Annotated in this window: 11 protein-coding genes; 7 read left to right on the plus strand and 4 right to left on the minus strand. The window is 74.7% G+C overall.

Going from position 1 to position 14,448, the window contains the following annotated elements:
- Positions 1-388: 388 nt before the first annotated feature.
- The 3 genes from O7546_RS18535 to O7546_RS18545 all read left to right on the plus strand — a co-directional run bounded on the left by O7546_RS18535 (position 389) and on the right by O7546_RS18545 (position 1,496).
- The gene (locus O7546_RS18535) at positions 389-820 is read left to right on the plus strand and encodes a hypothetical protein (RefSeq protein WP_135241065.1); all 432 of its coding nucleotides are present in this window, start codon (positions 389-391) and stop codon (positions 818-820) included.
- Between the two features lie 47 nt (positions 821-867).
- On the plus strand, positions 868-1,143 hold the full coding sequence (locus O7546_RS18540; protein WP_013287312.1) for a hypothetical protein: 276 nt from the start codon (positions 868-870) through the stop codon (positions 1,141-1,143).
- A 71-nt stretch (positions 1,144-1,214) separates the two neighbouring features.
- Complete coding sequence (locus O7546_RS18545; protein WP_269697282.1) at positions 1,215-1,496, plus strand: hypothetical protein; 282 nt, start codon at positions 1,215-1,217, stop codon at positions 1,494-1,496.
- 12 nt (positions 1,497-1,508) lie between these two features.
- On the opposite strand, the gene O7546_RS18550 is transcribed toward O7546_RS18545, so the two are convergent.
- The 3 genes from O7546_RS18550 to O7546_RS18560 all read right to left on the minus strand — a co-directional run bounded on the left by O7546_RS18550 (position 1,509) and on the right by O7546_RS18560 (position 4,105).
- Positions 1,509-2,210 (minus strand): hypothetical protein, encoded by a 702-nt coding sequence (locus O7546_RS18550; protein ID WP_194803099.1) that lies wholly within the window; start codon positions 2,208-2,210, stop codon positions 1,509-1,511.
- Positions 2,211-2,598: 388 nt separating this feature from the next.
- Positions 2,599-3,384 (minus strand): DUF4184 family protein, encoded by a 786-nt coding sequence (locus O7546_RS18555; protein ID WP_194803098.1) that lies wholly within the window; start codon positions 3,382-3,384, stop codon positions 2,599-2,601.
- 22 nt (positions 3,385-3,406) lie between these two features.
- A complete protein-coding gene (locus O7546_RS18560) occupies positions 3,407-4,105 on the minus strand; it encodes an HAD family hydrolase (RefSeq protein ID WP_194803097.1) in 699 nt (232 codons plus the stop codon).
- 138 nt (positions 4,106-4,243) lie between these two features.
- On the opposite strand from O7546_RS18560, the gene O7546_RS18565 reads away from it, so the two are divergent.
- Complete coding sequence (locus O7546_RS18565; protein ID WP_228532929.1) at positions 4,244-5,569, plus strand: hypothetical protein; 1,326 nt, start codon at positions 4,244-4,246, stop codon at positions 5,567-5,569.
- 98 nt (positions 5,570-5,667) lie between these two features.
- Here the strand turns inward: O7546_RS18565 and O7546_RS18570 are convergent, their stop codons facing one another.
- On the minus strand, positions 5,668-8,388 hold the full coding sequence (locus O7546_RS18570; RefSeq protein ID WP_269697283.1) for a glucosidase: 2,721 nt from the start codon (positions 8,386-8,388) through the stop codon (positions 5,668-5,670).
- A 42-nt stretch (positions 8,389-8,430) separates the two neighbouring features.
- Here O7546_RS18570 and O7546_RS18575 point away from each other — a divergent pair, with 42 nt between their 5' ends.
- From O7546_RS18575 to O7546_RS30765, 3 genes are all read left to right on the plus strand, one after another.
- The gene (locus O7546_RS18575) at positions 8,431-10,374 is read left to right on the plus strand and encodes an amylo-alpha-1,6-glucosidase (RefSeq protein ID WP_194803095.1); all 1,944 of its coding nucleotides are present in this window, start codon (positions 8,431-8,433) and stop codon (positions 10,372-10,374) included.
- A 130-nt stretch (positions 10,375-10,504) separates the two neighbouring features.
- The gene (locus O7546_RS18580; RefSeq protein ID WP_281599749.1) at positions 10,505-11,830 is read left to right on the plus strand and encodes a glycosyltransferase family 4 protein; all 1,326 of its coding nucleotides are present in this window, start codon (positions 10,505-10,507) and stop codon (positions 11,828-11,830) included.
- Between the two features lie 140 nt (positions 11,831-11,970).
- Complete coding sequence (locus O7546_RS30765; RefSeq protein ID WP_348651257.1) at positions 11,971-14,421, plus strand: protein kinase; 2,451 nt, start codon at positions 11,971-11,973, stop codon at positions 14,419-14,421.
- Positions 14,422-14,448: the final 27 nt, after the last annotated feature.

Genomic DNA, 14,448 nt, shown 5'->3' on the forward strand with positions numbered 1-14,448 from the left:
CCCTCTCTTCGGCGAAGAACCGGGGGGTGACCCGTGCCCCGGTGCACGGCGATACGACCGGGGCATCGGCCCGATCGCCCGACGCCCCGGGCGTGTCGTGCGGCTGAACGTGCCCGACCTGCGACGGAGCGAAACATCACGGACATGTGACGGCGACAGCACGAACCGGCCGGGACGACCGACAGCTCGTCCCACGTAGTGAAACGGGGAGGCTACCCAGCGTCAGCGGTCTGCACTAGCGTGGGGCTGGCTCCGTAGCCGGCGCGTCGCCGTCGACGCCGATGCGCCTCCGGCCGTCCCCCATCGCCCGCCCGATCGGTTGGTTCTGACGGGAAGTGCCGTGCGCGCGTTCCCCGGTTGGGCAGGATTCCCCCGAGGAGGTGCCGTCGTGCAGGACACCCGCGCTCTCGCCCTGACGTTCGAGGTGAGCGGCCTGCCCCCGGTCAAGACCGAGGCCTTGTCCATCTTCGCCGCCGGGCACCGGCAGGCGACGAGGGTCCGCACCCTGCTCCAGGCCGCCTGCACGGCGGCCCAGCGCACCGGGTGGACCCCGCTGACCGGTCCGGTCGAGGTGGACCTGACCCTGCGCTGTCCGCCCGGGCACCGCACCTCCGACGCCAGCACGCTGCTGGGCGGCGTGTGCGCGGTGCTCCAGGACAAGAAGCGGGTCTCCTCCATCGGCCTCGCCCACCTCGGGGTGCTGGTCGACGTCGCGCTCTGGTCCGACGACCGGCAGATCCGCCGGCTGTCGTACGTCGAGGAGCCGGCGGAGGAGTTCTCGTATCTGGTCCGGGTGTCGGCCGTACCGACGATGGTTTGACCGACGTCCGCGGTGGGGTACCGCGGACGCCGACGAAGGGAGTGCCGATGTCGGAGCCACATGTCACGCTCGACCCGAGCGGGCTCGACCCGGTGCAGCAGAAGCTGCGCGGCCCGCTGGAGGATCAGCTGACGTCGGCCCTGCAGGCGGCCGCCGACCGGGTCCGCGCCGGTTACGCCGGCGAGCCGGTGGAGGACGTCTGCCGTCGGTTGCTCGACGAGACCCGCTCCGGCCTGCACCCGGACATCGCGGCCGGCTTCCAGCCGGACATGGACGAGTTCTGCCGGGTGGCGGTGGCGATCGTGCGGGGCGAGCTGACCTGAGCCCCGGGCCAACCCGGAATTGAGTACGCGTACTGATGGCGGGTCCGCCCGGGGCGGCGAGAATTCTCCCCGTGCGAACTCGAATCATGATCGTTCTTGCCGTGCTCGGACTGACCGGGCTGATGGCGACCACCGGGTGTTCCCTGCGGCAGAGCATCTGCGGCAGCGACGAGTACCCGGTGATCGCGGTCGGCCCGCAGGGCGGCAGTTCCTGCGTGCCGGACGGCCAGGAGCCGTCCCCGCCGTACGTGCGCTACCCGGACGGCAAGGTGCCGAAGTACGTCGACGACGAGTGGGACGTCTACTGGCGCACCCACGGCATCGACGAGGACAACAGGGTCATCGACCGCTGACGAAGGCCCGCGTCAGCTCCGCCGGACGTCGACCGAGACGACGTGGGTGCCGTCCGGGCGGTCGGCCTCCCCCAGCCGCACCGGGAGCCGGCCGCCGTCGGGCGGTCGCAGGCCGAGCCCGAAGCTGAGGTGTCCCTCGTAGTCACCGGCCACCGCCCATCCGCGCAGCGTCGGGAAGCGGATCGCCGCCGGTGGCAGGTCCGCCGTCCCGCCGCCGCGGGCGTCGTGCGCCTGGGCCGGGTCGAACCGCACCGACAGGTACGCGGTGCCGGGTAGCGTGACCGGCGCCCCGCGCCCCTCGGTCACCACCTGCGGCACGTAGGCGACCTCGTAGGACGGTGTGGGTCCGCGGAAGGCGAACGTGATCCGGCTGAACCCCTCCACCGGGTGGTCGCCGACGTCGATCGCCACCAGGACGGGCAGCGGTTCCCCGGGCGGCGGGGCGACCGGCACCCGTACCCGATGGGCCACCCGGACCGGGCCGCCGGGCACCGCCCAGCCCCAGGTGGCGTGCCAGGACCCGGCGACCGGCTCGGCCTCGGTGGGCACCGGCGGGGTGGGCGTGGCCTCCGGCGTCCCGGTGGCGGCCGGCGCGGACGCCGCCGCGACGGTCGGGGTGGGCGCCGTGGACGCACCGTCGTGGCCGGTCGCCGTGCAGGCCGCCGCGAGCAGCACGACCAGGCCGGCGAGCAGCGGTGCGCGCTGAGGAGTCATGACTCAGTGTCGCTCCGTGACCGGCTCACGCACCAGAGGCGTCCCACCCGGAATCCGCCAGGCAGTAAATGGGGCCGGACGGGTCAGGACCGGGTCCGCAACTCCCCGGTCCTGACCCCGGCCGTCCGGTTCGGTAGCGGTCTGCGCCACGGGAACCCGGCAGGCGTGGCACGACGCCTTCCGCCGGGCTCCGCGCGGCGAGCCGTATGCCCGCACTCAGCTCCACGGTGCTCTTACCACCGGACTCCGGTGCGCCCCCGTCTCACCCCGACGAGACGTGGGCGCGGGCTCAGGTTAGGCGCGTCCGCGCAGGCCGGACAAGCGATGACCGGCGACCACACTTGTGATTGATGTCTATGCCGAATTGCGGCATGTCGGCGTAACGGGGTCACCCGGTTTCGCGCTGTTCGACTTCGAGACGCGGACTGCGCCCGGCCTGCCGCGGCGGCACGGTCCGGGCCGCGACGGCACCGGCGACGAGCGCCAGCGCGGCCACGTGCAGCACCCGTACGCCCGCCGGGGCGGGGACGCCGGCGGCCGGCAGCGCGGGCATCAGCAGCGCGCCGAGCCCGGTGACCGCCAGCGCCACCCGCCAGAACACGTTCGGGTTCGCCTCCGGCGCGGATACGGGTACGCCGCCCGCCCGCAGGCCGCGGCGGGCCTCGTGCACGGCCAGGACGACCACCAGCAGTCCGCCGCCGAGGCCGGCGACCACATCCGCGAACTGGAACCAGTAGACGCCGGTCAGCGCGCGGAAGTCGGCGACGCCGAGCAGCCGGGGCAGTCGCTCGCTGTGACTGAGCCGGTCCCACGCCACGTGACTGAATGCGCCGATCAGCGCCGAGCACACGGTCACCTGCCAGGGGTGACGCACCCGGGCCAGCGTCACGTACCAGGGCCAGCCGAACAACCGCTGCCCGGGCAGGTGCACCGCGATGCCGGCGACCACGCGGCGCACCACCCAGGCGTACACGAGGGCGACCGGCAGGCACCACCAGAGCAGTCCGCCGAGCGTGTGCGTCCGCAGGTTCAGGGCCAGCGGCGTGCCGGTGACCAGGTACCCGACGTCCGGCGCCACCGCGCCGGTGCACAGCGCCACCCCGTCGAACCAGCCCGGCCGCCACCGTTTCAGCGGCAGCACCGGCGCCAGGTGCGACGGGAAGGTCAGCGGCACGTCCCGGACGTTACCGGCCCGCTCAGAAGTGATGGACCAGGTCGGGGAACGCGGCCAGCCGGATCACCCGCTGGTCGGACGGGTCCAGCTCGTCGTGTTCCAGGACCCAGGTGTTCTCGTTCGGGATGAAGACCGCGTTCATCCCGGCGGCCCGGGCGGGCAGGATGTCCGAGCGCGGCGAGTTGCCGATCATCCAGGCGGCCGCCGGGTCGAAGGCGTGCTCTCGGGCCAGCCAGCGGTAGGTGTTCGCGTCCTTCTCCGGGACGATGTGCGCGGCCCGGAAGTGGTGCAGCAGCCCGCAGGCGTCCAGCTTGCGCTGCTGCTCCTCGCGCTCACCCTTGGTCAGCAGCAGCAGCTCGTGCCGGCCTGCCAGGTCGTCGAGCGTCTCGGCCACGCCCGGCATCAGCTCCACCTGGTGCCCGACCAGCGCCGCCGCGAGCTGCTCGATCTCGGCGCGCTCCCGCGCGGTGGCCGGACGCTCGCGCAGCTTCTCCAGGCACTCGCCGAGACTGCGCAGGAAGACCTTGCTGCCGTAGCCGTGCGCGACGGCGTTGGCGCGCTCGATGTCGTCGAGCACCGCGCGGATCCGGGCCCGGTCCAGCGTGGGGTGGTCCAGCCAGGTGAGGAAGTCGTCGATGACGCGCTCGAACAGGACGTTGTTCTCCCAGAGCGTGTCGTCGGCGTCGAAGACCAGCACGGCGGCGTCCCGGCGCGACGGCATCGCGTTCCCCTCCCCCTCGCGGACCCCGCACACCGTACTGCCCGGTCGCCGGACGGGCCACGCGGATTATCCGGTCGGCCGCCGGTTACCGGCGGCTACCCGACTGCGGAATCCCTGGTCGGACGGCATGCTTCGGCCATGACGATCTCACCCGATCATCCACCTGGACGCCGGCGCCGGCGGCGCGCCGCCGTCGCGGTGGCCGCGACGCTCGCCGTCGCGGGCGCGGCGCTGCCGGGAGCCCCGGCACTTGCCGTCAACGCCGCACACACCACAGTGGTCGGCACCAACCCGGTCGACTGGACGCCGCACGCGCTGGACGGCACCGTCCACCGCATCCTCCAGATCGGCAACCGCGTGTACGTCGCCGGCACGTTCAGCAAGGTGCGCAACGCCGGCCAGACGGCCCAGCTGGCGATGCCCCGGCTGGTGGCGCTGGACGCGACCACCGGCCGGATCGACACCACGTTCCGGCCACAGGTCAACGGCGCGGTCAAGGCGCTCGCCGCCGCGCCGGACGGCCGCTCGCTCTACATCGGCGGCGCGTTCACCACTGTCAACGGCACCGCCGCGTCCCGGCTGGCCCGGATCGACGCGGCCACCGGCGCCCGGGTCGCCGGGTTCACCACGCCGGCGCTGAACAACCAGGTGAACGACATGCGCCTGGTCGGTAACCGGCTGATCGTCGGCGGCGCGTTCCAGACCGTCGGCGGGGTGACCCGGCGCGCCCTGGCGGCGGTGAACGCCACCACCGGGGCGGCCGACGCGTCGGTCAACCTGAACCTGGCCGGTCCGCGCACGACCACCTCCGGTGCCACCGCGCCGGTGAAGGTCGAGGCGCTGGACGTCTCCGCCGACGGCCGGCGGCTGGTGTTCGTGGGCGGCTTCAGCAGCGTCGCGGGCGTGGCGCGGCACCAGATCGCCGTCGCCGACCTGAGCGCGGCCGGTGCCACGCTCTCCGGCTGGGCCACCGACCGCTACCAGCCGCAGTGCGCGCGGACGATGCCGGTCTACATGCGCGGCGTCGACATCTCGCCGGACGGCACCTGGTTCGCGGCGGTCACCACCGGCGGCCCGTTCCCGGGCACGCTCTGCGACACCGCGGCGCGGTTCGAGTTCGGTACGGCCACCGGCGGCAAGCAGCCGACCTGGGCCAACTACACCGGCGGCGACACGCTGCTGTCGGTGGCGGTGACCGGCGCGGCGGTCTACGTCGGCGGCCATCAGCGCTGGCTGGACAACCCGCTGGGCCGCAACTCGGCCGGTCCGGGCGCGGTGCCGCGGCCGGGCATCGGGGCGATCCACCCGACCACCGGCAAGGCGCTGCCGTGGAATCCGACGAAGGACCGGGGCGTCGGCACCCAGGAGCTGTACGCCACCGACCGCGGCCTGTGGATCGGCAGCGACACGGTGACGGTGGCCGGGGAGTACCACGCCCGGCTGGCGTTCCTGCCGCTGCCGTGAGCGTACGGGGCGCGGCGGTACCCCCGCCGCGCCCCGCACGTCAGCGGCGCACGGTGAGGATCGGCCGCGTCAGCGGCGCACGGTGAGGATCGGCCGCGTCAGCGGCGCAGGGTGAGGATCAGGTCGGCGACCAGCGCGGTCCAGCCCGTCTGGTGCCAGGCGCCCAGGCCGGCGCCGTTGTCGCCGTGGAAGTACTCCGGGAAGCAGATCAGGTCGCGCCAGTCCGGGTGGGTCTGGAACAGCTGCGCGGCCCCGTAGATCGGTCGCCGTCCCCACCCGTCGCGGGTGAACAGCGAGATCAGCCGCGCGGACAGGTCGTCGGCGATCTCGTCGAGGGTGCGCTTCACCCCGGACCGGGTCGGGTACTCGACCTGGAGGTCGTCGCCGAAGAACGCGGCGTAGTCGCGCAGCGCGCTGATCAGCAGGAAGTTCGTCGGCATCCAGATCGGGCCGCGCCAGTTGGAGTTGCCGCCGAACAGGCCGCTGGTCGACTCGGCCGGCTCGTAGCCGACGCTGAACTCCTGCCCGCCGAGCGTGACCGTGAACGGCTTGTCCAGGTGGGCCCGGGACAGCGTGCGCAGCCCGTACTCGGAGAGGAACTCGTCGGTGTCGAGCATCCGGGCCAGCAGCCGTACCACCTGGTCCGGGGCGACCATCGACAGCAGCCGCTGCTGGCGGCCGTCCGGACCGAGCCGGCGGGCGCCGATCACCTCGGCGTACTCCGGGCGGTTGGTGAGGAACCAGCGCAGCCGGGCGCCCAGCTCGGGCAGGCGGCGCATGGTCCGGGCGGTCAGCCGGGTGACCGCTGCCAGCGGCAGCAGCCCGACCACCGAGCGCACCTTCAGCGGCACCTTCGTGCCGTCGGCAAGCCGCAGCACGTCGTAGAAGAACGCGTCCTCGGCGTCCCAGAGCCCCTGGTGGTACGCGGCGGCGGCGATGTACGCGAAGTGCTCGAAGAACTTGGTGGCGGTGTCCACGTACGCGCGGTCGTGCTCGGCCAGCACGATCGCGATGTCGAGCAGGTTGAGCGCGTACATGGCCATCCAGCCGGTGCCGTCGGACTGCTCCAGCACCCCGGCCACTGGGAGCGCGGCCGAGCGGTCGAACGGGCCGACGTTGTCCAGCCCGAGGAAGCCGCCCTCGAAGACGTTGTTGCCGCCGGTGTCCTTGCGGTTGACCCACCAGGTGAAGTTGAGCAGCAGCTTGTGCATCACCCGGGCGAGGAACTCGTGGTCGCGCGAGCCGTCGATCTCGAAGACCTTCAGCGCCGCCCAGGCGTGCACCGGCGGGTTCACGTCCCCGAACGCCCACTCGTACGCCGGGATCTGCCCGTTGGGGTGCAGGTACCACTCGCGCAGCAGCAGGAGGATCTGCTCCTTGGCGAAGCCCGGGTCGACCCGGGCGATGGTGACGCAGTGGAAGGCGAGGTCCCAGGCCGCGTACCAGGGGTACTCCCACGGGTCCGGCATGGAGATCACGTCGAAGCTGTTCATGTGCCACCAGGCGCTGTTGCGCCCGTGCCGGCGGCCGGCCGGCGGCGGCGCGGAGCCGGGGTCGCCGGCCAGCCACCGTTCGACGTCGAAGTGGTAGAACTGCTTGCCCCACATCAGCCCGGCGATGGCCTGGCGGGCCACCAGCGCCTCGTCGGCGGTGGCGGCGGCCGGGATGACGGTGTCGAAGAACCGGTTCGCCTCGGCCCGGCGCGCCCACAGCACGGTGTCGAACCCGTCGCCCAGGTCGGCCGGGGCGGGCGGCGCGGCGGCCGGCGGCGGCGCGGTACGGGTCAGCCGCAGCCGGATCTGCCGCTGCTCGCCGGCCGGCACGTCCAGCACGTAGTGCAGCGCGCCCTTGGTGCCGGTGCGGTCGGGGTTGACGGTGGCGGCGCCGGCCACGACGTGGTCGTTGATGCCGTCCTTCGGGTACGCCGACCGCCCCGGCAGCCCCCACAGCCGCTCGGCGTTCGTCTCGTTGTCGCACAGCAGCGGCACCGGGTCGCCGTCGCCCTCCAGCAGGATCTGGCCGAGCACCCAGTGGTCACCGACGAGCCGGGCGCCGCCCTGCGCCCCGGCCTCCTCGCCGGTCAGCTTCGGCATCCGGTCGGTGCCGGGCAGGCCCCACGCCCAGGTGTTGCGGAACCACAGCGTGGGCAGCACGTGCAGTGTCGCGTCCTCGGCGCCCCGGTTCGCCACGGTGACCAGCACGCACATGTCGACCGGTGACGCCTTGGCGTAGTCGACTGTCACCGCCCAGTACCTGTCGTCGTCGAAGATGCCGGTGTCGACCAGCTCGTACTCGGTGTCGTCCCGGCCGCGCAGCGCGTTCACCGCGACCAGCTCGTCGTACGGGAAGGCGGCCTGCGGGTAGTGGTAGCGCCAGCGCATGAAGGAGTGCGTCGGGGTGCTGTCGAGGTACCACCAGTACTCCTTGACGTCCTCCCCGTGGTTGCCGCCGTCGCCGCCGAGGCCGAACATCCGCTCCTTGAGGATCGGGTCGCGCCCGTTCCACAGCGCGAGGGCGAAGCAGAACGTCTGCCGGTCGTCGCAGACGCCGGCCATGCCGTCCTCGTTCCACCGGTACGCTCGGGACCGCGCGTGGTCGTGGGGGAAGTAGTCCCACGCCGTGCCGTGTTCGCTGTAGTCCTCCCGGACGGTCCCCCACGCCCGCTCGGACAGATAGGGGCCCCATGCGCGCCAGTCCTGCTCCCCGGCGTCGGCCTGGGCGAGCCGGTGCCGCTCGGGGTCGGGGGACGCGGAGGTCGACCGGTCGGTGATCACTGGCACATCTTCGACGCCACCGGGGTACTTCTCCACAGCGGCCATTGTCGCCGTGGCATGTCACACCTCGCTGCCGGTGGAGGAAAGTTGATCGACATCCGTTTCGGGCCGCGGGTCTGCGGCGAGCTGTCCGCCGCCACCGCGCGGGAATGGCTGGTCACGGACGGGCGCGGCGGGTACGCGATGGGCACCGTTGCCGGGCTGCGTACCCGCCGGTATCACGGGCTGCTCGTGGTGGCCGATGACACGCCGGCGTCCCGCAAGGTGGGACTCGTGAGCCTCGACCCGGCGGTGACGCTGCCGTCCGGGCGGCAGGTCCGCCTCGGCGCGCACGAGTGGTCCTCGGGCGTGGTCGACCCGCGTGGCTTCGAGCTGCTGGAGCACTTCGACCTGGCCGACGGGGTGCCGCGCTGGCGGTGGCGCGTCGGCGACGTGGTGATCGAGCGGGAGATCGCCATGACGTACGGCCGCTCCTGCGTCGCTGTGGTGCACCGGCTGATCTCCGGCGGCCCGGTGCGGCTGGACCTGGCCGCGGCCTGCACCTGGCGCGACGCGCACGGCGAGCGGCGCGCCGACGGCCCCGCACCCCGCCTGGAACCGGCGGCCGGCGGCGCGGTGGTCGACGGCGCGTACCGCCTGGCCGGACCGGACTGGACCCCGGAAGGGCAGTGGTGGCACGGGGTCCGCCACCGGACCGAGGCCGAGCGCGGCCTGCACCCGGACGAGGACCTCTGGTACGCGGGCCGGTTCACCGGCGCGCTCGACGAGCCGGGCGCGACCGTGTCGGTGCTGGCCTGGGCGGACGACCTGGCCGAGGAGCCGCCGCCGGCGACCGCCGTGGTCGAGGCGGCCCGGCGGCGCAGCCGCGCGGTGGTGGCGGCGGCGAAACCCGGCGACGCGGTCGAGGCGACGCTCGCGCTCGCCGCCGACGCGTTCGTGGTACGCACCGCCACCGGCCCGGACGTGGTCGCCGGCTACCCCTGGTTCGGGGCCTGGTCGCGGGACACGATGATCTCCTACGAGGGGCTGTTCCTGTGCACGAACCGGGCCGACGAGGGCCGGGACCTGCTGCGGGCGTACGCGGCCACGCTGAACGAGGGCATGCTGGCGAACACGGCCGACACCGGCCGGGTCGAGTACAACACCGTCGACGCGACGCTGTGGTTCCTGCACGCGGTGCACCGGCACGTCACCGTCACCGGCGACACCGACCTGGGCGACGAGCTGCTGCCCGCGCTGCACGGCGTGGTCGAGGCGCACGTCGCGGGCACCCGGTACGGCATCGGCGTCGACCCGGCCGACGGGCTGCTGGCCCAGGGCGGCCCGCCGGACGTGGCGCTCACCTGGATGGACGCCCGGGTGTACGGGGTACCGGTGACCCCGCGTACCGGCAAGCCGGTCGAGGTCAACGCGCTGTGGATCAACGGGCTGGCCGGGCTCGCCGAGCTGACCGAGCTGGCCGGACGCGACGCCGCCGCGCTGCACGCCCTGCACCACCGGGCCACCGCCGCGTTCCGGGAGCGCTTCCCCGCGCCGGCCGGCTGGCTGTACGACGTGGTGGACGCGCCGGCGCCCGCGTACCCGCTGGGCGGGGCCGCACACCACGACGACGACCTGCTGCGCCCCAACCAGCTGCTCGCCTGGTCCCTGCCGCACGCGCCACTGGACCCGGACGAGGCCACGCTGCGCCGGATCACCGAGGCGCTGTTCACCCCGCTCGGGCCGCGCAGCCTCGCCCCGGACTCCCCCGGCTTCACCGGGCGGCACCGGGGCGGACCCGCCGAGCGGGACTCCGCGTACCACCAGGGCACCGTCTGGCCGTGGCTGACCGGGCCGCTGCTGGACGCGTACCGCCGGGCCGGGCTGCCCACCGACGACCTGCTCGTGGGTCTGGTGGGCCACCTCGCCGAGGACGGCCTGGGCTCGGTCAGCGAGACCGCCGACGGCGCGGCGCCGCACGCGGCCACCGGCTGCCCGTTCCAGGCGTGGTCGGTGGCCGAGCTGCTGCGCGCGCGGCGGATGCGCCGGTAACGCGTTACAGACCGGCAACCGGCGCGTCGCCGCCGGTTATCGACCCCTCGGCAGGATGGGTGCCGACCCCACCGGACACCGCGGCGACGCCGCCGCCGGGGTGGGGACGCCACAACTCAAAGGGGGCCGCGTGTCAGCTGACGCCGAAGTGATCGACATCCAGCCCGCCCGGCGCCTGCGGGTGCTGCTGCTCTCCTGGGAGTACCCGCCGGTGCTCGTCGGTGGCCTCGGCCGCCACGTCCACGCGCTGTCAGTGGCGCTTGCCGCCGCCGGGCACGAGGTCACTGTCGTCACCCGCCACGCCGAGGGCGCTCCCCTGGAGGAGTACGCCGAGGGCGTGCGCGTCGTCCGCGCCGCCGAGGATCCGGTCCGGTTCCCGCTGGCCACCGGTTCGCTGCTGGCCTGGACGATGGCGTTCAACCACACGCTGACCCGGGCCGCGCTGCGCGCCGCCTCGTCCGGCACCTACGACGTGATCCACGCCCACGACTGGCTGGTCGCGCACACCGCCGTCACGCTGGCCGAGCACCTGGACGTGCCGCTGGTGACCACGATCCACGCCACCGAGGCGGGCCGGCACCAGGGCTGGCTGCCGGAGGAGATGAACCGCACCATCCACGGTGTCGAGCACTGGCTGAGCAACGCCTCCGGCCGGGTGATCGCCTGCTCCGGGTACATGCGCGACCAGGTGGCCCGGCTGTTCGGCGTACCGTCCGGGCGCATCGACGTGGTCGCCAACGGCGTCGACGACCGGGCCTGGCGGGCGCGGCCGCACGCGGTCGCCTCTGCCCGGGCGCGCTTCGCCGCGGGCGGGCCGCTCGTCGGGTACGCCGGCCGCCTGGTCTACGAGAAGGGCGTGCAGCACCTGGTGCACGCCGTGCCGCACCTGGCGAGGCGGCACCCCGGCCTGCGGGTGGTGATCGCCGGAGACGGGCCGTACCGGGACGAGCTGGTCGACCAGGCGCGGCGGCTGCACCTCGGGGACACGGTCCGGTTCGCCGGCTTCATGGACGCCACTCAACTGCCCGCGGTGCTCGCCGCCACCGACGCCACGGTGATCCCCAGCCTCTACGAGCCGTTCGGCATGATCGCGCTGGAGGCGGCGGCCGCCGGAGCGCCGCTCGCGGTCGCGCGTACCGGCGGGCTGGCGGAGATCGTCGAGCCCGGGGTCACCGGTGTGACGTTCCCGCACGGCGACCCGGACGCGCTGGCCGGTGCCGTCGACCGGCTGCTCGGCGACGAGGTGTTCGCCCGGCGGGTGGCGCGCAAGGCGCGCAGCATGGTCAGCCGGCGCTACACCTGGTCGGCGATCGCCGCCCGCACCGCCGCCGCCTATGCCACCGCCCGCCGCGACCACGACACGTTCCAGGCCCGCCGGGCCACCGCCCTGCTGGCCGGCGACCGGTCCCCGATCACCGTCCCGGAGGGGAACCTGCTCGCCGGCGCCGCAAGTTAGGGGCATGACGCACTGACATGCGATAGGTACCGTCCGATCCGTTGGCTATTGTGGACCACTGACCAGCGGTGAGGAGTGCGGTGCGGGAGGTATTGATCGCGGGGCGGTACCGCCTGCTCGAACTGGTCGGCCGCGGCGGGATGGGCCAGGTCTGGCGGGCGCGCGACGAGGAGCTGCAGCGCGAGGTCGCGGTGAAGCAGGTCGTGCCGCCGAACTGGCTCGCCGAGAACGAGCAGGACGAGCTGCGCGCCCGTACGCTGCGCGAGGCACGGACGTCCGCGCGGCTCAACCACCCCAACGTGGTGCGGGTCTACGACGTGGTCCGGGTCCAGGGCGAACCCTGGCTGATCATGGAGTACGTCCCGTCGCGCTCGCTCCAGGAGATCATCGAGACCGACGGGCCGCTGCCGCCCGGCCGGGCCGCCGAGATCGGCCTGTCGGTGCTCGCCGCGCTGCGCGCCGCGCACGACGCCGGGGTGCTGCACCGGGACGTGAAGCCCGCGAACGTGCTGCTGGCCCGGGACGGGCGGGTGCTGCTCACCGACTTCGGGCTGGCCGTGTTCCAGGGCGGCGACGGCGCGATGACCCGGCCCGGCCTGGTCCTCGGCTCCCCCCAGTACGTGGCCCCGGAGCGGGCCGCCGACGGCGTGTCGAGCGTCGAGGCGGACATGTGGTCGCTCGGCGCCACGCTGCACGCCGCGGTGGAGGGCCGCTCCCCGTACGCCCGCAGCACCGCGATGGCCACGCTCGCCGCGCTCGCCACCCGGCCGCCCGACCCGGCTCCGCACGCCGGCCCGCTGACGCCGGTGCTGACCGGGCTGCTGCGGCGCGATCCGCGTACCCGCCTGGGGCACCGCGAGACGGCCCGCCTGCTCGGCGTCGCCGCGGTGTCGGAGGCCGACGCGGAGGCCGCCGGGTCGGCGGGCCGCGCCACCGCCGCGCCGGCCGAGCGGCCGGCCGGCGGACGCGAGGCCGACGCGGCGGGTGACGAGCCGGGGTCACCGGGGAACCCGGCGGCCCCGGGTGGCATCTACCCGGACCTGATGCCACCGGCCGCCGCCGCCCGCGCGTGGAGCCGGGCGGCGAAGCGCAGCGAGTGGGCCCCGCCCGCCGAGGGCGACCGCGCGCCACCGAGCGGCGAGGCGGCCGACGCCTCCGGTCCGGCCGGTGCGGGCGCCCGTTCGGTCCCGGCCGCCCGCGCGGACATCGGCGGTCCGGCGTCCCCGGCCGGCCGCTCGGGAGCGCTCGGGCGCACGGACGCGGCCGGTTCGTCGGCGCCGATCGGCCGTGCGGAGGGAAACCTCCGTCCGGACGCGAACGGCGGCTCGGGAGCGGTCGGCGGCTCGGGAGCGGTCGGAGGGGCTGTCGGAGGCACGGTCGTCGGCGCGGGCGCGGCCGGCCCGGGCGGCGGTTCGCAGGTGGTCGGAGGCCCGAGGACGGTCGGTGGGCCCTCCGCGGCGGGCGGTCCGCCCGCCGGTGGCCCGGCCGGGGACGGCGGCTCGGGTGCGGTCGGCCGCGCGGCCGCTGTGGGTCGCGCGGCACCACCGACGAGCGCCCGGCCCGGTGAACCGGAACGCGGCCAGGCGGCCGAACCGGAGCAGGCCGCGACCGCGGAACCGTCCCGGGGCGGGCCGGCCCGCCCGGCCCCGATCAGCCTCGGCCCCACCGTCCTCACCAGCTTCGTCGACCCGGGCAGCCCGGGCGGCCCCGAGTCGGCGCCCCGCGCCGACGCCCTCAGCCCGGTGCACATCGTCGGCCCCGGCGCCGCGCCGGTAGGCAAGCCTCCACCGGTCGCCCACAGCGGGCCGGTCGACAGCGGCGCCGTTCACCCGGCCCCGCCCCGGCCCGCCGGTGTCCCCCGCCCCGCCGATCCCCCGCTCACCTCCGGCGACGGGAACCCGCTGCACCGCTGGGGAATCGTGCTGGGCGCCGTGCTGCTGGCGGTGGCGACCGGGGTGGGCACCGCGCTGGCTATCACCGGTGGCCGCGACGATCCGCCGCAGGCGGGCAGTTCCACCGAGGCCGTCGCCCGCCCGTGGGACCGCCCGCCCGGGCCGGGCGCGCCGCCTCCGCCGTTCCCCTGCGTCCGGCCCGACGTGGCCGGTACACCGGTCCGCAAGGGACCACCACCGGACGACCCGCCGGTGACCGTTCCGGCCGGCTGGGTCTGGCCCGCCGACACCGGCGGCTTCCGGATCGCCCTGCCCGCCGGCTGGTTGCAGCTGCGCTCCGGCGACACCACCTGCTTCCAGGACCCGGAGACGCGGCGCATCCTGGGCGTCGAGCCGTACCCGGGCGGTGATCCGGTGGGCCGGCTGAAGTCGTCCGAGCGGGATCTCACCTCGGCCGGCCGGCTGCCGCACTACCAGAAGGTCCGGCTGGAGTCCGACGGCCCGGGCGCGGCGTGGGAGTGCCGCTGGACCGCGCCGTACGGGGAACGGATGCGCGCGTTGCGCGTGCTGCCAGGCGAGCGGGCCGGATGGACGCTCGGCTGGACCACCTCCGACGCCGACTGGCCCGCCGCCTCGAAGCAGTTCGCCGTCATCCGCGCGAGCCTCGGCACGGTCCGGCCCACCCGTACCGCGGGCTGATGCGGCGCGGTGGGCACCACTTCCCCA

The sequence above is a fragment of the Micromonospora sp. WMMA1976 genome, from assembly GCF_027497335.1.
Taxonomy (GTDB): Bacteria; Actinomycetota; Actinomycetes; order Mycobacteriales; family Micromonosporaceae; genus Micromonospora; species Micromonospora aurantiaca.

Coding starts and splice junctions, on each gene's coding strand:
- O7546_RS18540 (WP_013287312.1), top strand. CDS start 868: ATGTCGGAGCCACATGTCACGCTCGACCCGAGCGGGCTCGACCCGGTG.
- O7546_RS18550 (WP_194803099.1), bottom strand. CDS start 2,210: ATGACTCCTCAGCGCGCACCGCTGCTCGCCGGCCTGGTCGTGCTGCTC.
- O7546_RS18560 (WP_194803097.1), bottom strand. CDS start 4,105: ATGCCGTCGCGCCGGGACGCCGCCGTGCTGGTCTTCGACGCCGACGAC.
- O7546_RS18565 (WP_228532929.1), top strand. CDS start 4,244: ATGACGATCTCACCCGATCATCCACCTGGACGCCGGCGCCGGCGGCGC.
- O7546_RS18570 (WP_269697283.1), bottom strand. CDS start 8,388: ATGGCCGCTGTGGAGAAGTACCCCGGTGGCGTCGAAGATGTGCCAGTG.
- O7546_RS30765 (WP_348651257.1), top strand. CDS start 11,971: ATGGGCCAGGTCTGGCGGGCGCGCGACGAGGAGCTGCAGCGCGAGGTC.